Source organism: Lysinibacillus alkalisoli, assembly GCF_014643595.1.
In the GTDB taxonomy this organism is placed as follows: Bacteria; Bacillota; Bacilli; order Bacillales_A; family Planococcaceae; genus Metalysinibacillus; species Metalysinibacillus alkalisoli.
On the sequence record NZ_BMJT01000002.1, the window covers coordinates 358,969 to 382,319 of the forward strand.

A 23,351-nucleotide genomic window follows, 5' to 3' on the forward strand; every position below is an offset into this window, starting at 1 on the left:
AGCAACTTATTTTTGCTCAAATATGTTAGGCGCGATATAGACGGTACAAATCGCACCCTCTACTTTAGTATCTACCTTAAACGAACCATTGGATAAGCGTTCATTATGCGGCAATGTTTTAACCGCAATGGCCTCTATATGTGCCTTCTCTGTCTCAATGATTAAGTCGCCTTCTTTAGCAATTTGTGTGGCAATAATTTTATGTGGATTATTTTTTAGTGTTGTTAAAATTTGCACTCCTCTTTGCGCACGGTTAGCTACAGGGACTTCTGTCGCCTTCATCTTTTTAACCGCACCACGCTGCGTTACAATAATGATGTCATCATCAGATTGTACCACGTTAGCAAAATTCACTTCCTCATCCTTTAATGCCATGGCTTTAACTCCGCCTGTACGTAAACCTGTTACAGGGACTTCCTCTACATCAAAGCGCAGCGCCTGCCCTTCTGTTGTTGTTAATAGCACCTGTGCTGTTGATGAGGCAACAAAAGCGGCAATCATTTCATCCGTTTTTTTCACGTTCATCGTTTTCATTGCTCGTGAATAGCGAGAAACAACATAATCTGTCAGTGCAGATCGTTTTATTTGTCCATCTTTTGTGGCAGTAACGACGTACTGTTCCTTTTCATCCAACGTAACAAAGCCATAGACAGCAATAATTTCTTCTTGTTCTTCTAATGGAATAATGCCAGAAATATGTTGCCCAAGGTCTTTCCAGCGGATATCAGGTAACACATGGACAGGTTGATACATATACTGCCCACGATTTGTGAACAATAATAAGTGATGTTGTGTATTCATCGTTTGCTCGAATAAAATGTAATCGGACTCCTTCATAGCTAAGTCCTTACCATTTGAAGCAGCATGTGAGCGTAAAGATGTACGTTTAATATAGCCATCTTTTGTAACAGTCACTACCACATCTTCACTTGGCACTAATACATCAAGCGTCACTTCAATCTCCTCGATCTTAGCTTGAATCATAGAGCGACGTGGTTCTTTAAATGTTTTTTGGAGTTGCTTTAGTTCTTTTTTAATCACAGCAATTAATTTATTATCACTTGCTAAAATTGCCTCTAATTGTGTGATTTCAGCTTGTAGTGCCGCATGCTCTTGTTGTAAGGAAGTAATATCGGTATTCGTTAAACGATATAATTGTAAACTCACAATAGCTTCTGCTTGTGCTTCTGTGAAGGTGAACTGTGTAATTAAATTATCTTTTGCATTGCGCTTATCTTTAGAGGCACGAATCGTATCAATGACTTTATCTAAAATAGATAAGGCTTTAATTAAACCCTCAACAATGTGTAAACGCTTTTTAGCGCGGTGTAAATCATAATTTGTACGTTGTTTCACGACAGCTTTTTGATGGTCAATGTAAGCATCTAATAGTAAAGGCAATGTCATCATAGTAGGTCGACGATTATGAATCGCAATCATATTAAAATTGTAAGTGACTTGTAAGTCTGTAATTTTTAATAGATAATTTAAAATCCCTTGTGCTGGGATATCTTTTTTCAACTCAATGACAACACGTAAACCTTCACGATCAGATTCATCACGCACTTCTGCAATCCCGTCCAGTTTTTTATCAATGCGTTGCTCGTCAATTTTTTTAACGAGATTCGCTTTATTCACATCGTAAGGTAATTCGGTAATCACGATTTGCTCTTTATTACCTTTTAATGTTTCGATGGTAGACTTGGCACGAACTACAATTTTACCACGCCCTGTTTCATACGCCTTTTTAATCCCGTCAACCCCTTGAATGGTCCCCCCTGTTGGGAAGTCTGGGCCCTTCAAGACTGTCATTAACTCCTCGACAGAAGATGTCGGCTTACTTAAGCGCATAAGCACAGCCTCAATAACTTCGTCTAAATTATGAGGTGGGATGTCTGTAGCATACCCTGCTGATATGCCTGTTGAACCATTGACAAGTAGATTAGGGAATCGAGCTGGTAGAACAGTTGGCTCTAAATCTTGTTCATCAAAGTTAGGAATAAACTTAATGGCAATATGCTCATCACCATCTGCACTTGCCTCTTTAAATTTATTAATATCACGCAACATTTCTGCTGCAATTGTTGATAATCTTGCCTCTGTATAACGCATCGCAGCAGCAGGATCACCATCTACTGAACCATTGTTACCATGCATTTCAATTAACATATGACGCGCCTTCCAGTCTTGGCTCATACGCACCATTGCCTCATAGACGGATGTGTCGCCGTGAGGGTGGTAATTACCAATAACATTTCCTACTGTCTTTGCGGCTTTACGGAAAGGTTTATCATGTGTGTTTCCTTCTTCAGACATGGCATACAAAATACGGCGTTGTACTGGCTTTAAGCCATCTCTTGCATCAGGTAACGCGCGGTCTTGGATAATATACTTACTGTAGCGGCCAAAACGGTCCCCCATAACTTCTTCTAATGGCAAATCTTGAAACTTTTCTTGCATTATTGTTCCTCCTCACTAATGAATTCATTCTCCAGTATGTTGGCATCATCTTCCATACCAAAATCGACATGTGATTCAATCCATTTACGACGAGGTTCTACTTTATCACCCATTAACGTAGTAACACGTTGCTCTGCTCTTAAACCATCCTCAATACGCACACGAATTAATGTGCGGCTTTTAGGGTCCATCGTTGTCTCCCATAATTGTGACGCATTCATCTCACCCAAACCTTTGTAACGTTGAATGACATAACCTTTGCCAACACGCTTAATTGCGGCATCTAATTCTCGCTCTGTCCAAGCGTACTCAAACACTTCTTTTTTACCTGTACCACGACTTACTTTATATAACGGTGGTAAAGCGATATATATTTTCCCTGCCTCAATTAAAGGGCGCATATAACGATAAAAGAAAGTTAGTAATAATACTTGGATGTGAGCGCCGTCTGTGTCAGCATCCGTCATAATAACGACTTTATCGTATGCGGCATCCTCTATGGAGAAATCTGAACCTACACCAGCGCCAATCGTATGAATAATGGTAGAGATTTCTTCATTTTTCATAATATCTTCTAGCTTTGCTTTTTCCGTATTGATGACTTTACCTCTTAACGGTAATATCGCTTGGAATGTGCGGTCTCGCCCTTGTTTGGCTGAGCCTCCAGCAGAGTCGCCCTCTACTAAATACAATTCATTTCTTGCTGCATTTTTAGATTGTGCGGGTGTTAGTTTACCCGATAATAGTGTGGATTTTCGGTTCTTCTTCCCACTTCTTGCATCTTCTCTCGCTTTGCGTGCAGCCTCTCTCACTTGCTGCGCACGAATGGCTTTTCTGACTAAGGATGCTGATAGCTCTGCATTCTCCTCTAGCACATAAAAAACTTGTTCTGATACAACGGCATCAACAGCAGACCGAGCTTCTGAAGTACCTAATTTACTTTTTGTTTGCCCTTCAAACTGCAATAAATGCTCAGGAATACGTACAGAAACAATTGCACATAAACCTTCTCGGATATCAGCACCTTCTAGATTTTTATCTTTTTCTTTTAACAAGCCTACTTTACGCGCATATTCATTAAAGACACGTGTTAATGCCGCTTTTGCCCCTGTTTCATGCGTACCACCATCTCTTGTACGCACATTATTCACAAAAGATAAAATCGTTTCAGCATAACCGTCGTTGTATTGAAAAGCAAATTCCACCTCAATATCATGCTGCGTTCCTTCCACATAGCGCACAGCGTGCAGTGTATCTTTTTCTTCGTTTAAATACGCTACAAATGCTTCAATACCATTATCATAATGAAACACTTCATGACGCACTTCTTCTTCACGCTCATCAATAAGCTCAATTTGCAACCCTTTTAATAAAAAAGCAGACTCGCGTAATCGCTCAGCTAATGTATCATACTGATATTTTGTGGTTGAAAAAATTGTGTCATCAGGTAAGAAATGAACATTCGTCCCTGTCTCGCGTGTCTTACCTATTACTTCAAGGGTTGTTACCGGTTTACCGCCATTTTCAAAACGTTGTTCATATATTTGACCATCGCGATAAATCGTAACCGTTAAAAAACGAGATAGTGCATTTACGACTGACGAACCTACGCCATGCAAACCACCACTCGTTTTATAGCCACCTTGTCCAAACTTACCACCTGCGTGTAATACGGTTAAAATAATTTCAGGGGTTGGTTTGCCTAGTTTATGCATACCAACAGGCATACCACGAGCAAAGTCACGTACACTAATACTTTGATCTTTATGAATCGTGACAATAATGCGCTCACCAAAACCTGCAAGTGCTTCATCTACTGCGTTATCTAATATTTCGTAAACGAGGTGATGTAACCCTCTACTATCCGTTGAACCAATGTACATACCTGGTCGTTTACGAACGGCTTCTAACCCTTCTAATACTTGAATATCATCTTCATTATATGTTGTACTCAAAGAAATCCCTCCAACAAGAGAACAAAATACAGAACATTCGTTCTTATGTAATTCTATAATTAATCGTAATCGCTTACTGGTAAAGTGTCAATCAAAATCACACATACGCTTCATTTTAACAAAAATCTTGCGCTAACAACATAGGCTCCGTATGAAATTACACTTATCATCTTTTCAATATGATGAAATCTATGTAATATAGTAATTAGCACTAACTATAGATACGAGGTATTAACCTACGACAAAGGAGTTCTACTATGACAATTTTTTTACTTTTGCTCATTGCCTATTTGATTGGCTCTATTCCATCAGGTTTGTGGATTGGCAAAATCTTTTTTAATACAGATATTAGAGAACATGGCAGTGGCAATTTGGGTGCGACAAATACATTTCGTATATTAGGCAAAAAAGCAGGTCTCGTTGTAACATTTATGGATGTGTTAAAAGGAACCGCTGCTGTATTGTTACCACTTATCCCATTTTTTGCAGCTGCAAACATTCATCCTTTAATTTTAGGGATTACAGCTGTCATTGGTCATATGTTCCCTATCTTTGCAAGTTTTCGTGGTGGTAAGGCTGTTGCTACTTCTGCTGGGGTTGTATTAGGTTATGCCCCTATGCTCTTTATTATTTTATTTATCGTATTTTTCCTAACGTTAAAACTTTCAAAAATCGTAAGTTTAACTTCTATGGTAGCCGCTTCAGTCGCTTTAATTTACAGTATCGTTTATTATTTTGTTACAGGTGATTATGCCTTATTTATTTTAATATTCTTTTTATTTAGCTTTATTATGTACCGTCACCGTGCCAACATTAAGCGTATCAAAGATGGTACTGAACCAAAAGTCAAATGGCTATAGGAGTGAAGAAGCAATGCAAATTATTGTAACCGACGAAGCAAAAAACTGGTTTGCGGAAGAAATGGAAGTTGAAACAGGTGATACGATACGTTTTTATGCACGTTACGGGGGCTCAAGCCCTTTTCACGAAGGCTTCTCATTAGGTATGACGCGTGACGAGCCACATCACATTGGTGTGAAAACGGTAGTTGATGATATCACCTATTTTATTGAGGAAGACGATTTGTGGTTCTTTAATCAGCATCATCTTATTGTAAAAGTAAACGAGCAATTACAAGAGCTCGCTTACGATTATGTAGAGACGATACCATACACTTAAGCTGCGCAACTAATAGCGCAGCTTTTTTATTTTCATGCTGGTTTTTCAGTCTGTTATCATTTTACTAAGCCTATACTACAAAAAAGGAGAGGTTATTATGAAATTACTCGTCGTAGAAGATGACGACCGTTTACGTCGTAATATCAGTCATATCTTACAAAAAGAACGGTACTATGTCACACAAGTAAAGACAGCTGAGGAGGCACTTGATTATGTTGCTATTGATGATATCGACTTACTATTAGTGGATTGGATGTTGCCAGCTATGAGTGGTGTGATGTTATGTCAACAACTAAGACAAGAGCACTTTCAAGGGGCTATTTTAATGCTCACAGCTAAAGGTGAGGCAGATGATATTGTTGAGGCACTTGATGTTGGAGCAGATGATTATTTAACCAAGCCTTTTCAACTTGAGGAGTTGTTAGCGCGGGTGCGTGCATTGCTACGAAGAACATATAAAACAGTGGAACAAACCATTACAATTGAAGGCATAACTTTATACAAAGACCGCCGTCAGTTTTTTAATCAGCAAACGCCCATTACACTCACAAAAAATGAGTTCTTGTTGTTAGAGTTTTTGTTTTTACATAAGGGGCAGATTGTCTCACACGACCAAATAGCAAATCATGTGTGGGGCTATGATTATACGGTATCAATTAACTCTGTTGATGCATTACTCAAGCTCGTGAGAAAGAAAATTGATACCCCCTCCACACCTTCTCGCATTAAAAATATTCGTGGTCTTGGCTTTACCATGAGGAATAGCTAATGTTTAACACTTCTAAAAAACGATTAACCATAGCTTATACACTGCTTTATTTTTTACTATTTTCAGCATTTGCTGCATTGTTGTATGGCTCCCTTTATTATGTGATGACACAACAACAAAAAGACGAGCTTGAAACATTTTATAACGCACAAGAGCATGACTTCTTTACCTATTTGCAATTGCCAGAAAGTTATTTAACATATGACCCTAACCGTCACTACTTTTATTATATTTACGATAAAGATGGCATTTTTATTCATGGGGATGAGTCTGTTAAAGGCTTGCAAGCAGAGCTCTACCAGCAATTTATGAAGATACCCATTAACGAGGAAAAATTCTTGCGTACTACTTGGGATGAAGAACATTTTTTGACTTTACAAAAACCCATTATAGACAAAGAAAAAGTGGTAGGCTATTTACTTGTAGGGCAAACAACTACTGCACAAACCAACTTTTTTACGACAATGGGGTATGTGTTTGTTGCACTTAGTTTACTCTCGACACTACTGATTGCATCCGTAAGTTACTATTTAGCCACTAAAGCAATGTCACCTTTAGCTATGGCTTTTACCAAGCAAAAACGCTTTGTATCCGATGCTTCTCATGAGTTAAGAACGCCCTTAAGTATCTTTTATAGTTCTCTTGATATTTTAGCGTTAGAAGCCACTACTTTGAGTCCATTTGGGCATCAATTAATTGATGAATTAAAAGAAGAGGCTACCTTTATGGAACAATTATTACAGCAATTATTATTATTAGCAAAGCTTGATCAAACTGAACATACACCTTATTTTGAGAGAATGAATTTTTCACTATTGGCAAAGGCAACCGCTAATAAATTTGAACACCGTATGCCTACGAATATCACATTTTCTACTGCTATTGCACCTCATCTGTATGTAAAAGGTGACGAAGTAAGGTTGCGTGAATTACTTTATATTTTATTAGATAATGCCCTCACCTACACGTCAGCAGGTCATATTCGTTTTTCTGTAATGTCACAACACCTCGCCCTTATCATTTGTATTGAAGATAGCGGTGTAGGAATAGCTGATGATGAGAGGGATGCCATTTTCGACCGCTTTTACCGTACGAATCATACAGCACAAAAAGCTGGTAATGGTTTAGGCTTAGCTATCGCTCAAGCAATCGTCAAACAACATCAAGGTACGATTACAGTAACTAGTACACTTCATCAAGGCTCTATATTTACAGTGACACTGCCAAAAATTTTAGATGAATACAAGGAGTAAAAGGGATAATTTATTCCCCTTTACCGCTTGTATTCATCTTACGTTTATTTATACGGTAGCCTAAAGCAAATAATACTGAAAGGGATGTAATCATATAAAACCCTAAAATAATAGGGCGAAAAGTGTCAGACCCTATGCCTAAACTATGCGATAAAGCAAGGAGCCATGCTGGCACTGTTAGAAAGTGCAACCACTTCCACAAGGTGCGGTGCATTGTAGTTAAGTATACATCTGATGTGAATAATACTATGATAAACAAATAACTAGCGATAATACCTAGACTTAAATAAAGGGATCGATCTTGTGTACTAAATGGCACGATTAAGGTGAGGAGTGGGAAGTTCACATAGGTATCTGCAGCAACGAGTAAAAAATGAGCCGTTAGCGCAAATAGCCCATACCAGCCTGCATTTGTATGCATATGGAATAAAAGATTTTTACGTTTTTTTGGGACATTTGATTTTCGTAAAAAACCTGCTATTACCGCCCAAGTAAAATAAAAGTAAGCCAAAAAGCCTGTAATCCGTAGGAATAGCCATATCATCATAGTTGCGCTCCTTTCAATTGCCACTGTGCCTGTTGTTTAGCTTTTACAATATAGGTAGCCACTTTCGTGGTAAAAGGGAGCGGTTGTTGTAAAAAGCATAACTTAGTCGCCACTTCTGCATCCGTTAAGCGGGCTGTTACTACTGTCGCTTGAATAATGTCACTCTGACACACCTCACCTGTACGCCCATCCAATAAATGGTGTTTAACTACATCCCCTTGATGCCAACTACGATAAATGCGATTAGAGGTAGCTACAGCACCATTTTGTAAAGTAATCGTTGTCAATGGTGGTTTGTGTTGGTCATAAGGATTGGCTACAGCTAGCTTCCATGTTTTTTGTCCGCTTGACCATACACGAATATCTCCACCGCCATCAATCATCCCCTCCGTAACACCATTTTGTTGTAAGTACATTGCAAGCCTTTCGATTATAAATCCTTTGGCAAAACCACCTAAATCAATCTCTCCAATACCAACACGTTGCAGACGATACGAAGGTAAAAAAATAAAGGGCGTTTGTTGTATAGGTAAGGTTTGTTGTGTCACAGTTGCTTTTGTAAAAGGGAATGTTTGATTATAGCCATGTGTACACATGGCTTGCTTTAAATAGGGTGAAAAAGCACCTGCTGTTTGTACATAATATGTATGCGCTTGTTGTAAACATGCATATAGTAAAGGTGAGATTGTCCTTGTTTGACCAATCATTTGCTGATTAATGCATGCTAATTCATTACTCTCATGAAAACGTGACCATTCTTGGTCAACAAACTGTAGTTGTTGAAGCAGCATGTCTTTATATTGCTTCATGGCATGTAATGGCAGTTGAATAAAAAATAAGGTATGCATACTATAGCACATCAGCGTATCATGTGCGTCGTGTCTGGCGTTCTGCTGGTTTTTCATCGTCAATTGTCACCTCGAAATTTGTCCAGTCTAATTGCAAAATCTCCTGTTCTCTTTCACTCAACGTTGCATCAATAGGTGTTGCATCTTGTATTTCATTTATCATTAGAGCACTCAGCGCCACACCCGTTAGCCCTGTTCCCCATTTTATCTTTTTGCTTAATTTCATTTGTATCTACTCCCTTATAACACATAATAGTAAAACTGTTGGTTAGCTTGATCCCACTCAAATACGTAACCAAGTGCATTTGTTATTACACGTAAAGGCACGTACATTTTATAGCCATTCATAAATGTCGTTGCAGGTAGTGGTTGCTTTTGTAAGTTTTCATACACCACATTCGTTTGACTTTTAAATAATAATGTCACTTGGTCATTCTTCACTTCTGCCAGTTGACTTTTAGGGTAAATAACAGCATTTGCTTCTAATAAGTTTGCCATGGTATACACATCTACAAATAATTCCTGCTCTATCACTACAATCGTCAATTGATGTGTCTTGCTTTGCTCATCACGTAATGTTACACGCTTTGTCGTCGTAAAAGGTAAAGATGCAGGAGTAAGTTGTGTATCTCTCGTCCAAATGTTCCAAGGTGTTATCGTAGGTATTGGCGCTTGATAACCTCGTTTTTCATAGTCATCATCGTCATGTTCTTTCTTATGTTTTCGCTCCTCCTTTTCTTTGTTATCATGCTCGTATTCATCGTCATCATCTGCTAAGATGTAGGGGCTATTTATCGTATTGATTACTAGCAATAAACAACCTATGATTACCCATTTTTTTATCATAATAATTCGCCTCCTTACGTATACTTTAAGAGGCGAAACTGATAAGACACTGACTTTCTATGTTTTTTGCCATAAAAAAAAGAAGTGCCATTGATTTTACTCAATTACACTTCTTCTCTAATATGACTCATTCCCACTCATAAGGTGTTGCTTGGTAAACATAATAATTTAACCAATTTGAAAATAAGAGATGCGTATGTGCACGCCATGTGTTAACAGGTTTTTTGGTTGGATCATCATTAGGGAAATAATATGCAGGGACGTCTGGGTTAAGACCTTTTTCGCTATCTCGTTCGTACTCTTCTGCTAAAGTGTGTGCATCATACTCTAAATGACCTGTAATCATAATATTTTTACTATCACGTGAGGCTACGATAAATACACCAGCTTCATCGGAGTAAGATAATAGTTTCAAGTCTTGATGTGCACGCACCTCTTCAATAGAGACAGATGTATAACGAGAATGAGGTGCTACAAAAATATCGCTAAAGCCACGTACTAAATCATAAGTGCAATCTGTCACTACATGTGAGTACACGCCTGAACATTTATGAGGTAATTCAAATTTACCAATACCAAAATGATGGTATAAAGCAGCTTGAGCACCCCAACAAATGTGTAATGTACTTGTGACATTTGTTTCAGACCAATCCATAATGGCCTGCATCTCTTTCCAATAATTTACTTCTTCAAACGCCATTTTTTCAACTGGTGCACCTGTAATAATCATGCCATCATAACGCTTATGCTTAATCTCATCAAACGTTGTGTAAAAGGCATCTAAATGTGATTTACTAATGTTTTTAGAGGTATATGTTGCTGTGTTCAAAAAGGTAATATTTACTTGTAACGGTGTATTACCTAACAAGCGCAGTAACTGTAACTCCGCTTTCTCTTTTTCAGGCATTAAATTTAAAATGATAATATTTAATGGTCGAATTTCCTGTGTACGTGCGCGTTCTTCTTCCATCACAAAGATTTTTTCTTTGCGTAAATGTTCACCTACTGGTAAATTCTTTGGAATATTAATTGGCAACCGTAATCTCCCCTTTACATAAAAAAACTCCCCTTCTATAAGAAGGAGAGATTTTGACAAAATTCACTCTCTTATCTTACAGGAATTAGCACCTTTCTCCATGTGGAGAGGTTGCTGAAGCGTCATAGGGCCTTTCCCTCAGCTTCTCTTGATAAGAAATATGTAGTTAGTGACATAATAGCATGCAGGGTATTTTATTGCAATACATAGATTTTATCTGTTATTTATGATAGCATATACCTTTAGTAAACGATGAGGACGTGACTTATTTTGATAAAAATCGAATTACCAAAGCCTGATGTTGTGATTCGCCAACGAGAGCAAAATCCTAAACCTGGTGAAGCCATTATTCCTTCAATTTATGGCTTTATTGATTTCCATAAAATTACACGTGAAAACGGTGGGATTTTTATGTTCTTTAACGCAGATAATGAATTATTATTTGTTGGTAAAGCACGTAAATTACGCCAGCGTATCAAAAAACACTTTAACGATAATGGTCTAATGGTGAATCACCGTGATGAAGTGCATAAAATTGAAGTATTTGAAGTAGCGGACCCAATGGAACGCGAGATTTATGAAACGTATGCTATTAATACATTGCAAGCTAAATACAACATAGAAAAAGTATTTTTCCGCGACTAAAGCACAAAACACAGGACCTTAAAGGTCGCTGTGTTTTTGTTTTTACAAGTCAATTCTATATTTATTATGAAGGTGGAAAGAAGGTGTGCTATGATACAAACTTTAAATGCTTTTTTACAGAAATATATTGCCATTTTAACGCCTCTTAGTTTAGTGATTGGCGTTATATTACATAATGTAGGTGAGAAAATCTTATTTATTGTGCCGTTCTTATTCGCTTTTATGACGTTTACAGGGAGCTTAAGCATGCGGGTTAAAGATAGTAACGTTTTCCGCCGCTTCCCACTTACGATTTTATGTAGCATTGCTTTTTTACATGTTTTAATGCCTGTTTGGGCATATTTTTTAGCTACAATTATTTTTGATGATACATTGCTTACGATAGGTTTTGTGGTTGCAGTCGCTGTACCTACAGGGATTACAAGTATGATTTGGATTACAGTATGTAAAGGTAACATGCCTCTCGCACTAGCTATTATTTTAATTGATACACTTTTAGCGCCATTTATTATGCCAACGCTTCTTTATGTCATGGTTGGCGCCGTTATTGAGGTTGATGCGAGCCGATTACTCGTAGATTTGTTATGGATGATTGTTTTACCTACAATTGTTGGGATTATACTTAATGCGCTATCACACGGTACTATCCAAAAGAAATGGTCGCCGCGCTTAGCGCCTTTTTCAAAATTAGCGTTATTTGGGGTTGTGATGATTAATGGCAGTGCGGTATCGCCTTATTTAAAAAATTTTAATTGGCATGTGGTTGCTATCATTGTGACTGTGCTTATTGTATCCATTTCAGGTTATACCTTTGCCTTACTTATCGGAAAAACCGTGTACTATAAGCAACCTGATGTTGCCATCTCCTTTATGTTTTTAGGTGGTATGCGTAATATTGCTGTTGGTGTTGTAATTGCTACTAGTTACTTCCCTGCTAAAGTAGCAATGCCTGTTGTTTTTGGCATGTTATTTCAGCAAGTGCTTGCCTCCACTTTTAGCAAACTCACACCGCGCATGCGTCCAACTCTCACCACTTAAAAAGCCATAAACTTGTACAAGTTTATGGTTCTGCTCTAGGTGAGACATATTGTTTTATTTTCAATACCATGCGAACTGTTTTTAATAGATGACCATCAAAGTCATCGTCAAACTCACTAACGATTTCAAATCCTTTGGCTTTATAAAAATGCATGCCAATTGCATTATCTTTTTCAACGTTAATATAGATGGCTTTAACACCATCGATTTCTTCCCATGCTTGTTGTAACAACAAAGTGCCAATCCCTTGTCCTTGCGCATTAGGGTGAAGATAAATGGCAGCTAATTCAATATTGCCATCCTCTCTTACAAATGAATAATTGGCAAAACCAACGACTTGCCCTGCTACTTCAGCAATATAGATCATCGAATGATCAAGGCGTTGTTTCATTTGTTCATCATTATAAGCCATATCCAAAAAATTATTTTGTATGGCTATAGGGATAATGTTTTCATACGTCGTATGCCAACTGATGCGTGCAATTGCCTGCACTTCGCTAATATCGTTAGCGTTCATCTTTCGAATTATCACTGTCACATTGATCACTCATTTCTTATTATCGTAATATTTTCATTATACCCATTTAGAAGAAAAACACTCGTAAACTAACGACAACTCAATTTTATTACCTGTTATTTTTATTTATTACGTTTTAACTCATCTTTCACAAATTGTTCAAATAGCCCTTTGATTTCATCCATTGGAATACTTTTCATAAAACTTTCGACATCTAAATTCTCATCTTGTAGCTTAGCTATTGCTACACGGTAACTAATTTCTGATACTGTAAGACCTAACGCAATCGTAAGTGATGTAGCAACAGAGCCGTTAATCATCCCTCCTGCAACTGTACCTACCCCTGGCACAAACTTTAAAATTTGTGCAACAAGATAACGACCTAACTGTGACACAATTTGCCCTACACCTAATGTGCCAATTAAATTTTCAAAATTACCGAATAAACCGTCTAAGCCGTAACCCTTTAATACACGATTTATCATCACACCTTGGTTAGCTAATAATATAGGACCGTCTGCAAAGGGAATAGGTGTAAAACCTACACCAAATGCCATCGTAGCATGTTGACGTATTGCCTTATTAATTTCTGTACGCTTTAATTCCACATTCACTTGTTGAGCCCGTAAAAATGCCCACTTCACAGCATCATCTAAATGGTTATACGTCCACTCCATTAGCTTTGGTAATTGAATGCCTGCTCGACTTGAAACAGCAAAGCTATCAAAGCCATGTTCATCTAACACTTGCATTAATGTATTTACATCTGACACTGCTGTAATATCACTTTTTGTTAATACCACACACACAGGTTTATTTATATCGCTAAATTTCTTTAACATAGCAAGGTCTGTCTCTGTGACACGGTGCCCGCTTGCTGCAATGCAGTACCATATCATATGGATTTGCTCATCCATTTTCTTTTTACTATCTTTCATATAGCTTTCCATTTCTGTGATAAAGCGTTTATGCTCATCTGTTGCTACTTCATATCCCTTTGTATCAAACAATGTAATCGGAAAATCATCTACTTCATATTTCGTCGTAGCTTGCGTTACAGGCGTACCCACGCCCGTTTTGGCAAAATCGATTTGAAATACGCGATTCACTAATGAACTTTTACCACTCCCTGTAGCGCCCACTACTAATATATTTGTTTTGCCCTCCTCATTTAAAAAGCCTGCCATCGCTTTTTCCACGGCTTGATTCACAATCACATCACTTGTTTTTACCAAAACGCATACCTCCAAATCGTCTTTTTTTCTTAGTTGTTGGGATCGTATAATGTTGCCTAATTTGTTCAATTACTCGTTCTCGCCCAAATGCTTGTGCAATCGTACCATCAAAGTATTGCTCTCGCTTACTGTTTACTGCAATCACATGGGTTGGCAACAATTGCGCCATTTTTGTAATATCCGCTTGTGCAATCGTATTGGCTTTTGTTAACACGGTAATCACGGGGATCTGTTGTTCCTTGAGATCATGAATAATCTTCAGATCGGTTGCTTGCACACGTGTTGAACTTGCATCAATACAATAAATCGCTAACTGAATGGGCTGTTTTTTATGAAATTTCTTTACGGTCTTCTCCCATTCTTCTAACTTCCCTTGTTCAATCCCCCAAGCATCTGTTAGGTTAATATGCATGCCTTCTATGTTCACTTCTATTGTATGGAACCCTTTTTTAGTTACAGGTAGCCCTGTTCCAACCTCTCGTACTTGCTCACCTACCATATAATTAATAAGAGTAGACTTACCTACACCTGTTTGCCCTAACATGGCAATATGAAAATAATCTTTCATACGATTGCCTCCAAACTATACGTTTTACTATGTATACTCCTTACCCAATCAAAAGGTTTCACACACTAAAAATAAGTTGAAAATTTAACTCGTATGGATATTTGTCGTTACTATGAACGATGGTTTTTATTTTTATAACAAAATCATTGAATAATAGAATCTGTTGTAGGCATTATGAGATAATAGATATATTAGTACATTTTTTGTGTTTTTATTTTCTGTTATTTAGTGTCGGATATCCTGTATATTCATCTAAAAAAAAGACGTGTAAACGTCTTTTATATATAGGTGACAAATTCTGATAGTGGTTTACGATACCCTCTTGGTGGACGACTCTCCACCTTTTCTTTACCAATCGTAATCATTAGCGCAATTTCCATCTCTTTATCTAGTTGTAATAATTCATGTACTCTTGCCATATCAAAACCAATCATTGGGCAAGTGTCCCATCCTTGATCTTTTGCTGCAAGCATGAATAACATAGCAGATAATGAAGCATTGCGAATCGCTTCGTCTTTTTGAAATGTTTCACCTCTTGATTCATAAAAGGCTACAGTATCTTTAACCATATCCTCATATTGACCAGCTGATAAAATACCTAATAATTTCATCCCCTCATATAAACGTGCAGCATCTTCATAAGCTTTTTTGTCACCTAGCACAAAAATAACGGCAGATGCTGATTTTACTTTATATTGTTGTGCTGCTTCTTCATAAATTTTATTTTTCACATTTTCATCTAGCACTACAACATAATTGGTATGTTGCAGATTAAAAGCAGATGGCGCAAATTTTACTACATTAAAAATTTTTTCTAATTCTTCTTCCGTAATCGGATGATTTGGTAGAAAGTTAGCTGCGGAACGACGCTCCGTTATTAGCGTTGATAAAGGTTGCATGTTTTTCTCTCCTATGTAATTATCTCATATTCAAACTAATAATATAGTACAAAAGTCAGTAGGTCAACGAATAGCGCTCATACTTTTACTATTAACATGCACTTTGGCAATGAGCGCTTTATGAAATCTTGTCTCTAACATGGAATTTTATCAGCACTTTACTAATTTCCATTTTATGATATTGATAATCATTTTCACTTGTTGTATGGTTATAAGTGAGAACAGGTTGACACTCATTTTTAGGAGGTTACATCATGGAAAACATGAAAGATGTTACAATTATTGGCGGCGGCCCTTCAGGTATGTTCGCAAGCTTTTATAGTGGTTTACGCGGTATGTCCGTTCGTATTGTCGAATTTCAAGATAAATTAGGTGGCAAAATGCATGTCTATCCTGAAAAAATCATTTGGGATATTGGTGGTGTTGCACCTAAGCCTTGTTATGAAGTGATTGAAGATATTGTAGAACAAGGTCTACACTTCTCCCCTGAAGTTAATCTAAAAGAACGTGTCATTGATATTAAAAAAGTGGCAGAGCAACATTTTATTGTAGAGACAGAAAGTGGCAATGCTTATCATTCTAAAGCCGTTATCATTGCTGTTGGCGGTGGGATTATTAAACCAATGACTCTAGATATTGAAGGCGCTGAACGCTACGAAGTGTCAAACTTAAACTATGTAGTACAATCTGTGCAAAAATATAAAGACAAACACGTATTAATTTCTGGTGCAGGTAATGCTGCGCTTGACTGGGCTGCTGACTTAGCCCCTCATGCTAAAAGTTTAACTTTATGCTACCGCAAAGACGAGATCTCAGGTCATGAGCATATGAAAGAGGAGTTAGATCAATTAGGGGTTATCGAGAAAAAACGCACACAAATTAAACAATTAATGAGTGATGATAGTGGTAAATTAATTAAAGAAGTTGTATTAGAGAGTACAGATGACGGCTCTGAGGAAGTAATAGCTGTTGATGAGGTAATTATTAGTCATGGCTTTAACCGCGATTCAGCCTTATTAGATAATGCCACAACACAACTCGAACGCTATGACGACTTCTTCATTCAAGGACAAGGAAATGCTAGCACATCTGTACCAGGCATTTATGCTTGTGGTGATATTTTACAGCATGAAGCTAAAGTTCACTTAATTGCAAGTGCCTTTAATGATGGAGCAAACGCTGCCAACTTGGCGAAGAAGTATATCGAGCCAGAAGCTTATGATAATGGTCGTGTATCTAGTCACAATGACATCTTTAAAGAAAAGAATAAACAAGTGCTAAAAAAATACTTAGTAAATGCCTAACTAAAAGCGAGTTGCAGATAGCAACTCGCTTTGTTATTGGTCTAACCAGTTTGGCTCATGTGCCACTTTATGATGAGTTATTACACTTACTATCACAAACACCAATAAAGAACCTATAATCGGCAATGTCACAGAGTGCATGCCAAACGCATTTTTAGCAAAAACATCAATAACAATATACATCGTCATACCTGTAAACATAGAGGCAATTGCTCCGTAACGATTGGCTTTTTGCCAATATAAACCTAAAACAACAGACCAAATGAATACCGCTTCTAAGCCACCAAATGCGAATAAATTAAGCCACACAATTAAATCTGGCGGGCGTAATGCAAATACCACAACTGCTAAACCAATTACAGTAGTCACGATAAAACTCGCTTTCTTTATTTGGGCATCACTTGCACCTGGTTTAATATAGTTCAAATAAATATCTTTTACTACTGTGGAGCTTACCAGTATAAGTAATGCATTGACTGTTGACATCGTTGCTGCCATAGGTGCTGCCAATACTAGACCTGCTACAACAGGCGGTAATACTTCCAGCGTAAGTAGGGGCATTACTTTATCACCAATTTCAATACCAGGCATAACAGGGCGTGCTAATACACCAATCAAATGCATACCAAACATAATTGTACCTATAGCAATCGTACCTATTAAAATAGCACGATGCATACTTTTCGCATTTTTATAGCTCATGGCACGTACTGCAATTTGAGGTAGACCTACAACACCTACACCAATCAATATCCAAAATGTTGATACATACAATGGTGTTAGTTCACCTTCTGCGCCAAATGGTGATACATAGTTCGGATTTTCCGCTACAAGCGCTGCCATGATAGCATCTATCCCACCACCCGCAATAATCGTACCAATCAGTAAAATAATTGTACCTATTACCATGATTGAGCCTTGTACAGCATCCGTTAATGCTACTGCACGAAAGCCACCAATGACTACATAAATTAATACAGATGCGGCAAAAATAAATAACGCCACAGGATACGTTAGCCCTGTTAAAGATTCAATTAAACGTGCACCACCAACCCATTGTGCCATCATAGAAGAAAATAAGAATACAATAATAGCAATCGCTGACACAATAACAATCACATCACTCTTATAGCGAATGCGCAAAAAGTCAATCAATGTAATCGTCTGAAACTTTCTAGCAATAATCGCAAACTTTTTACCGAGTACCATCAATACAAAGTAGCCTGCAGGCAATTGTGCCATAGCAAGTAAAACCCAACCTAAACCTTTTGTATATGCAACACCGGGCCCACCAATGAAGCTGCTAGCACTGCCATATGTAGCTATCATTGTCATGGCTAAAATGAAGCCACCCATCTCACGACCGCCAAGGAAATACTCTTGTAAAAAGGATTCAGATGTACGTACTTTTTTATTTGCCCAAATGCCAATCATAAAAATAACAACTAAAAAGAGAAGCAATGGGATAATGACTTGCCAATGTATCATGATTTGGGCTCCTCCTCGTCAAATGGCACATCTTTGAAGAAGACTTTAATCACAACATACAATAACACAATCATAAAAATAGTACCTGCTATACAACTGTAGAAAAACCATGCTGGAAAACCTAACACATACGTGTACTCTGTAGGGTCTCCGCTCCCTAAGCCATAAGCAAAACCAAACCAGATGGCAAAGTTAATCATGACTAAAAGGACGCCAATCCACGCTTCCCTATTAGCGATTTTAAAGCGTTTATCATTCACAGTATTCCCCTCCTTATATGGCTTAATTGTACTAATAAGTCAGAGCATTGAAAAGAACATAAACAGAAAAAGGACAGATAAAATAAGTGGTAAAAGGAATTATTACTACACCTTTACCACTTGTCAGCTGTTCTTTATTCTGCCTCACTATACTAAAGAGCGAAATGCTTCTTCCTTTTTCATTATCTAAGCTTACGTATTACTTTTTATTAGGGCTCGTCGTTTAAAGTGTGCAAGTTTACGTGTTGGCAATAAAAGTTGTACGATAACAAATAAACCGATGGCTGACGTAATAAATACATATTGTACAGGCAATAAATCAATTAATGTGCCATAGATCGCTGAAGCAATAGGCATGGTCGATAGAGCCATCATCTCTAGTAAACCAAACACACGACCACGGTACGCTTCATCTGTATTTTTCTGCATGACAATACCTACTGGCATATTAATCATCATAATAAATACGGCTGTTGTAAATGCAACAACAATATAATAAACAAATTTCAGACCATAATGCGCAATCGGTAACATGACAGGCACTACTAATGCAACCATCACAAATGCCAATCCAGATAAACCTACTTTAACCATACGAAATGGCTGTTGTAATTCTTTCATTGTAGCAAATAGAATGGAGGCAATTAGCATACCAAGTGCTGTTGCACCTTCAATCAGTCCTACATGGACAGGCTTGATTGCAAGCAGCTCAACTAAAATAAACATCATGCCTACAGTTACTGCAGTAAAAAATAAGTTCACCCAAAAGGCAATATACATAATTGTTTTAATTAATTCATGTTGCTTTACATACGTAAAACCACCCTTTAAACTCGCTAACATACTTTCTTTTTCCTCTGTTTGTTGTGTGCTATACAGCTTAAAGTCCATTGTAATCTCTAATAAAAACGCGATCAGATAGGCTGCCATATGCAGGAGTAAAAAAGTTTCAATGGCTACTGTCCCAAATAAAATTCCACCTAATACAGGCCCACCAATTGCCGCTACTGAAATAGACATTTGATTAAATGACATTGCCTTTTGTATATGCTCTGGTGCCACTAATGAGGCGATAGAAGCGCTAAATGTCACACTTGTAAATGTTGACGACATCGCATATAACGTTAATGTCGTATAAATGGCAAACAAACTGATGCCAAATGTCTCAGCATATAAAAATAATCCTAACATCACGCTCATACTCACTGCTTGTGAAATTAACACAATTGGCTTTTTAGGATAATTATCTGCAATATAACCGACAATTGGCGATAATAGGATGCGGGGCAACGTCGTACAAATCATTGTTATTGCAAAATTCATGGCCGAGCCTGTCAATGCTAATATATATAATCCAATCCCAAATGCTAATACATTGGCTCCTAATGTAGAAATCATTTTACTAATTACAAATGTCGCCATATTTCGATTAGAAGAACGTATTTTCATCGTTTCATTCATAATGACACCCCTCAAAGTTTAATTTAGTTAAACTTAATATAGCATGAGTAAAATACTAACGCAACAAAAAGTTTAATTTTGTTAAACTTAATTGTATATCCTATCTTTGTCCCTTATAATAGAAAATAAGGAGGTATGGTATGGAAACATTAGGTGCACGCATTAAACGATTGCGAAAAGAAAAAAAAATTACACAATCTGCCCTTGTTGGTGACCGCCTCACAAAAGGGATGTTAAGTTTAATTGAAAATGATAAAGCCAAGCCCTCTATGGAAAGCCTCACTTACATTGCCCAACAATTACATGTACAAGTTGAACAATTAATGGCGCCTGTCAGTCAAGATACTTTACGCGCACTACTTGCTGATATCAAAAAACAAGGTGGCTTCTCTTATCCATACAACCATCACCAAATTGAACAAAACTTCGTTAAAATTCAACATTATGTTGCGCAAATGCCTCATAATTTTGAAGGCGCATTGCTCTTACGTTATTATGCAATGTTTGGTGAGATTCTTGGCAAGGAGACAGCACCATACCTGGAACAAGCCATGCAAATTTTTTATGATAGCAATGCGATGGATGAATGGCTTGACACAAAGTTTTGGCAAATTAATACGTTATCGCATGGCAAAAAATATCACGAAGCGCTTCAACATGGCATTGCATTGAAACAAGAATGTGAACAACAGCAATATGTTATTTCAACCGAAAAGCAAATTCATTTACTCTTTGTCATTAGCGCACTCCATCTTGCCGTTAATAATTTAGCTGATTCTTATCACTTTATGTTAGAGGCTTATGACATATCAATGGCGACTAATCAATTGTTGCGGATTGATGATATTTTACGTGTGCTCATTTTAATTACAACGCTAGAAAATCAACATAATGAGGCTTCAGATTTTTTACAAAAGCTTTACTTATTCAGTTGCTTTAAAAATGACGACCCGGCTTGGGCATCCTATTACATCATGAAAGCTCACTTAGCTTATTTGCATAAGGATTACACTGAAATGTTACGCGCAGCCAAACGGCTCACTTCTTTTGCTAAAGAAGATAGTGCTTTTCATTCGTTAAGTTATTATTATTTAGGCACAGCTCATTATTTATTAGGACATAAAAAACAAGCTTTCCAAGCCTTTGACCATATCAATGAGATTTTACCAAACGGTGCCTTCATCCACCCTTATGACCGTATGGGTTTGTGTGAGTTACTCTCATATAAAGCACGTTTACTACATGAATATGGCAATGCAGAGGCACTACCACTAATTACTGCCTTATATGAAGAGGCACAGTCCTTAACCTCCTCATTGCAAGTAACCGCTATTATTGAAGAGGCGTATGCGTTAATTACTGCGCCACAATAAAAAGAGTGTAGTAGGTGATAACAATTCACCGTACTACACTCTTTTATTCGATTACTTGGCTAATTGTGTTTGATAATGACGCAATAAGTACGCACGATACTGTTGATGCTTTTGCAAGGCTTCATCCATAACCGTGATATCATCCTCTATAATGCTACCCTTCATGGTTTCAGCCATACCTAATGCCTCCGCCTGATTGACCAGTTCCTTATCATCATCTAAAGCAAAGCGACCTTCAGTGAACTACTCGCCACTTAGTTAAACCTAACGGTTCTTAACACTTGAAGTGGGAGCTTCTTGGGAATAGAGCAGACTTGATAGCGTATTTCTTTACTCACAGCGGTGTCTCTTATTTACCAAGCTATCCCCGTAGTTCCTACGGTTCTTGATTGTATCTAAGTTAGTCCTTGTATTCGTAGACCTTCGATCAGAATATTGATACTCGCGTTGATATCTCGGTCATGATGAGTATGACAAATAGAACAAGTCCACTCTCGAATATCAAGTGATTTCTTGCCATCTTGATGTCCGCACGCTGAACAAATTTGGCTAGACGGAAACCATTTACCTACTTTTACGATTTTCCGTCCGTACCAGTCAGCTTTGTATTGTAACTTAGTCACAAAGCTTGACCAAGATACATCAGCTATACTTTTGGCTAGTTTACGATTACGCAACATACCTTTTGTGTTTAAATCTTCCATACAGATAACATCGTGATTTTTGATAATTTCTGTACTCAACTTATTCAGAAAATCAGTACGTTGGTTCACTACTTTCTCGTGCAAACGGGCCACTTTTCGTTTTTGTTTTTGATAATTTTTAGCTTCAAACAGATTGATACCTTTCTGTTTAGCTAATAGTGCACGTCTTGACAACTTACGTTGTTCACGTTTAAGTTGCTTTTCCATTTTGGACGTGAATGTATTATTATCAATTTTTTGACCGTCAGAAAAAATCGCAAAGTCCGTAATCCCTAAGTCAATGCCTATTGCTGAATTAGATTTAGGTAGTTCGCTAACTTCCTCTTTGCATAACAAAGAAACATAGTATTTGCCACTTGAGTGACGTGATATTGTGACAGACTTGATAAGCCCTTTTGGTTGTCTATGAAGTGTAATTCTGATTAAGGATTTCAATTTAGGCACTTTGATAAATTTATTATCAATCAAAGATACTGTCCCATTTTGATTGTTCGTTGTATAACTTTGGACAGGATTTTTCTTACTCTTGAAACGAGGAAATCCAACAGATTTATCACGAAAGAAATGCTTGTAAGCTTTGTCTAAATTGAGTTGGGCATTGGCTAGTGCGAGGCTATCTACTTCTTTCAAGAACGGAAATTCTTTCTTGTATTTTGCGGGTGTTGGAAAACGCATTTTTTTAGATGCATCTTTTTTAGTTTCTTCGTAAGCTTTCATTCGGTCATCGAGCATTAGATTGTAGACCTTACGGACACAACCAAAAGATTTGGCAAAGAAGAGCTTTTGTTCCTCTGTTGGATATAATCTGAATTTATAGGCTTTTAGTCGTTCCATAAGGCGCACCTACTTTCTATTTATGATTGTTTCCTTGATTTTGAATATATTGCTTAATCACATCAGTTGGCGCACCACCAGTCGTCAACAGGCAAAAACTTTTAGACCAGAACATTTCTTTCCAAAGCAATT

The 23,351-nt window shown here is 37.4% G+C and carries 25 protein-coding genes and 1 riboswitch; of the genes, 8 read left to right on the forward strand and 17 right to left on the reverse strand.

The genetic code is table 11. From position 1 onward, the window contains the following. Positions 1-6: 6 nt before the first annotated feature. Entirely contained in the window at positions 7-2,460 is a 2,454-nt protein-coding gene (gene parC / locus IEW44_RS04260; RefSeq protein WP_188613782.1) for a DNA topoisomerase IV subunit A, read from the reverse strand. Beyond that, positions 2,460-4,415, reverse strand: a complete 1,956-nt coding sequence (gene parE, locus IEW44_RS04265) for a DNA topoisomerase IV subunit B (RefSeq protein WP_229704156.1) — start codon at positions 4,413-4,415, stop codon at positions 2,460-2,462. Before parE ends, parC begins: the two co-directional genes overlap by 1 nt. Before the next feature lie 257 nt (positions 4,416-4,672). On the opposite strand from parE, the gene plsY reads away from it, so the two are divergent. The 4 genes from plsY (at position 4,673) to IEW44_RS04285 (ending at position 7,616) form a co-directional block, all read left to right on the forward strand. Then, positions 4,673-5,275: a glycerol-3-phosphate 1-O-acyltransferase PlsY gene (gene plsY, locus IEW44_RS04270; protein ID WP_188613783.1), complete on the forward strand. Its 603-nt coding sequence runs from the start codon at positions 4,673-4,675 to the stop codon at positions 5,273-5,275. Between the two features lie 13 nt (positions 5,276-5,288). Continuing rightward, on the forward strand, positions 5,289-5,594 hold the full coding sequence (locus IEW44_RS04275) for a HesB/YadR/YfhF family protein (protein ID WP_188613784.1): 306 nt from the start codon (positions 5,289-5,291) through the stop codon (positions 5,592-5,594). Positions 5,595-5,691: 97 nt separating this feature from the next. Then, positions 5,692-6,363 carry a response regulator transcription factor gene (locus IEW44_RS04280; RefSeq protein WP_188613785.1) on the forward strand — a complete coding sequence of 224 codons (672 nt, stop codon included), beginning with the start codon at positions 5,692-5,694 and terminating at the stop codon, positions 6,361-6,363. After that, a complete protein-coding gene (locus IEW44_RS04285; protein WP_188613786.1) occupies positions 6,363-7,616 on the forward strand; it encodes a sensor histidine kinase in 1,254 nt (417 codons plus the stop codon). The genes IEW44_RS04280 and IEW44_RS04285 overlap by 1 nt, the downstream gene beginning before the upstream one ends. 10 nt (positions 7,617-7,626) lie before the next feature. On the opposite strand, the gene IEW44_RS04290 is transcribed toward IEW44_RS04285, so the two are convergent. From IEW44_RS04290 to metA, 5 genes are all read right to left on the reverse strand, one after another. Next, positions 7,627-8,163 (reverse strand): hypothetical protein, encoded by a 537-nt coding sequence (locus tag IEW44_RS04290; RefSeq protein WP_188613787.1) that lies wholly within the window; start codon positions 8,161-8,163, stop codon positions 7,627-7,629. Next, complete coding sequence (locus IEW44_RS04295) at positions 8,160-9,068, reverse strand: FAD:protein FMN transferase (protein WP_188613788.1); 909 nt, start codon at positions 9,066-9,068, stop codon at positions 8,160-8,162. The genes IEW44_RS04290 and IEW44_RS04295 overlap by 4 nt, the downstream gene beginning before the upstream one ends. Beyond that, the gene (locus tag IEW44_RS04300) at positions 9,031-9,237 is read right to left on the reverse strand and encodes a hypothetical protein (protein ID WP_188613789.1); all 207 of its coding nucleotides are present in this window, start codon (positions 9,235-9,237) and stop codon (positions 9,031-9,033) included. Before IEW44_RS04300 ends, IEW44_RS04295 begins: the two co-directional genes overlap by 38 nt. A gap of 14 nt (positions 9,238-9,251) precedes the next feature. Next, positions 9,252-9,857 carry a stalk domain-containing protein gene (locus IEW44_RS04305; protein WP_188613790.1) on the reverse strand — a complete coding sequence of 202 codons (606 nt, stop codon included), beginning with the start codon at positions 9,855-9,857 and terminating at the stop codon, positions 9,252-9,254. A 127-nt stretch (positions 9,858-9,984) separates the two neighbouring features. After that, the gene (gene metA / locus IEW44_RS04310) at positions 9,985-10,893 is read right to left on the reverse strand and encodes a homoserine O-acetyltransferase MetA (protein ID WP_188613791.1); all 909 of its coding nucleotides are present in this window, start codon (positions 10,891-10,893) and stop codon (positions 9,985-9,987) included. Positions 10,894-10,961: 68 nt separating this feature from the next. Continuing rightward, positions 10,962-11,051, reverse strand: a riboswitch (SAM riboswitch). 112 nt (positions 11,052-11,163) lie between these two features. Here metA and IEW44_RS04315 point away from each other — a divergent pair. Both IEW44_RS04315 and IEW44_RS04320 read left to right on the forward strand, forming a co-directional pair. Further along, entirely contained in the window at positions 11,164-11,538 is a 375-nt protein-coding gene (locus IEW44_RS04315; protein WP_188613792.1) for a nucleotide excision repair endonuclease, read from the forward strand. Between the two features lie 90 nt (positions 11,539-11,628). Further along, positions 11,629-12,576, forward strand: a complete 948-nt coding sequence (locus tag IEW44_RS04320) for a bile acid:sodium symporter family protein (RefSeq protein ID WP_188613793.1) — start codon at positions 11,629-11,631, stop codon at positions 12,574-12,576. 22 nt (positions 12,577-12,598) lie between these two features. Here the strand turns inward: IEW44_RS04320 and IEW44_RS04325 are convergent, their stop codons facing one another. The 4 genes from IEW44_RS04325 to IEW44_RS04340 all read right to left on the reverse strand — a co-directional run bounded on the left by IEW44_RS04325 (position 12,599) and on the right by IEW44_RS04340 (position 15,795). Then, positions 12,599-13,114, reverse strand: coding sequence for a GNAT family N-acetyltransferase (locus IEW44_RS04325; protein ID WP_188613794.1), 516 nt, complete (start codon positions 13,112-13,114; stop codon positions 12,599-12,601). A 101-nt stretch (positions 13,115-13,215) separates the two neighbouring features. Next, complete coding sequence (locus tag IEW44_RS04330) at positions 13,216-14,328, reverse strand: GTPase (RefSeq protein WP_188613795.1); 1,113 nt, start codon at positions 14,326-14,328, stop codon at positions 13,216-13,218. Then, entirely contained in the window at positions 14,312-14,896 is a 585-nt protein-coding gene (locus IEW44_RS04335; RefSeq protein ID WP_188613796.1) for a GTPase, read from the reverse strand. Before IEW44_RS04335 ends, IEW44_RS04330 begins: the two co-directional genes overlap by 17 nt. Before the next feature lie 278 nt (positions 14,897-15,174). After that, positions 15,175-15,795: a nitroreductase family protein gene (locus tag IEW44_RS04340; protein ID WP_188613797.1), complete on the reverse strand. Its 621-nt coding sequence runs from the start codon at positions 15,793-15,795 to the stop codon at positions 15,175-15,177. Positions 15,796-16,058: 263 nt separating this feature from the next. On the opposite strand from IEW44_RS04340, the gene IEW44_RS04345 reads away from it, so the two are divergent. Then, the gene (locus IEW44_RS04345; protein ID WP_188613824.1) at positions 16,059-17,099 is read left to right on the forward strand and encodes an NAD(P)/FAD-dependent oxidoreductase; all 1,041 of its coding nucleotides are present in this window, start codon (positions 16,059-16,061) and stop codon (positions 17,097-17,099) included. Between the two features lie 33 nt (positions 17,100-17,132). On the opposite strand, the gene panF is transcribed toward IEW44_RS04345, so the two are convergent. The 3 genes from panF to IEW44_RS04360 all read right to left on the reverse strand — a co-directional run bounded on the left by panF (position 17,133) and on the right by IEW44_RS04360 (position 20,308). Then, a complete protein-coding gene (panF, locus tag IEW44_RS04350) occupies positions 17,133-18,584 on the reverse strand; it encodes a sodium/pantothenate symporter (RefSeq protein WP_188613825.1) in 1,452 nt (483 codons plus the stop codon). After that, complete coding sequence (locus IEW44_RS04355; protein ID WP_188613798.1) at positions 18,584-18,847, reverse strand: YhdT family protein; 264 nt, start codon at positions 18,845-18,847, stop codon at positions 18,584-18,586. The genes panF and IEW44_RS04355 overlap by 1 nt, the downstream gene beginning before the upstream one ends. A 192-nt stretch (positions 18,848-19,039) precedes the next feature. After that, positions 19,040-20,308: an MFS transporter gene (locus IEW44_RS04360; protein ID WP_188613799.1), complete on the reverse strand. Its 1,269-nt coding sequence runs from the start codon at positions 20,306-20,308 to the stop codon at positions 19,040-19,042. Positions 20,309-20,448: 140 nt separating this feature from the next. Here IEW44_RS04360 and IEW44_RS04365 point away from each other — a divergent pair, with 140 nt between their 5' ends. Further along, positions 20,449-21,681 (forward strand): helix-turn-helix domain-containing protein, encoded by a 1,233-nt coding sequence (locus IEW44_RS04365; protein ID WP_188613800.1) that lies wholly within the window; start codon positions 20,449-20,451, stop codon positions 21,679-21,681. 51 nt (positions 21,682-21,732) lie between these two features. Here the strand turns inward: IEW44_RS04365 and IEW44_RS15980 are convergent, their stop codons facing one another. From IEW44_RS15980 to IEW44_RS04375, 3 genes are all read right to left on the reverse strand, one after another. After that, positions 21,733-21,858, reverse strand: a complete 126-nt coding sequence (locus tag IEW44_RS15980) for a hypothetical protein (RefSeq protein ID WP_268236345.1) — start codon at positions 21,856-21,858, stop codon at positions 21,733-21,735. A 218-nt stretch (positions 21,859-22,076) separates the two neighbouring features. Further along, the gene (tnpB, locus tag IEW44_RS04370; RefSeq protein ID WP_188613801.1) at positions 22,077-23,219 is read right to left on the reverse strand and encodes an IS200/IS605 family element RNA-guided endonuclease TnpB; all 1,143 of its coding nucleotides are present in this window, start codon (positions 23,217-23,219) and stop codon (positions 22,077-22,079) included. Between the two features lie 16 nt (positions 23,220-23,235). Then, positions 23,236-23,351: transposase (locus IEW44_RS04375; RefSeq protein WP_188613802.1), on the reverse strand; the 116-nt coding region annotated here is incomplete at its 5' end.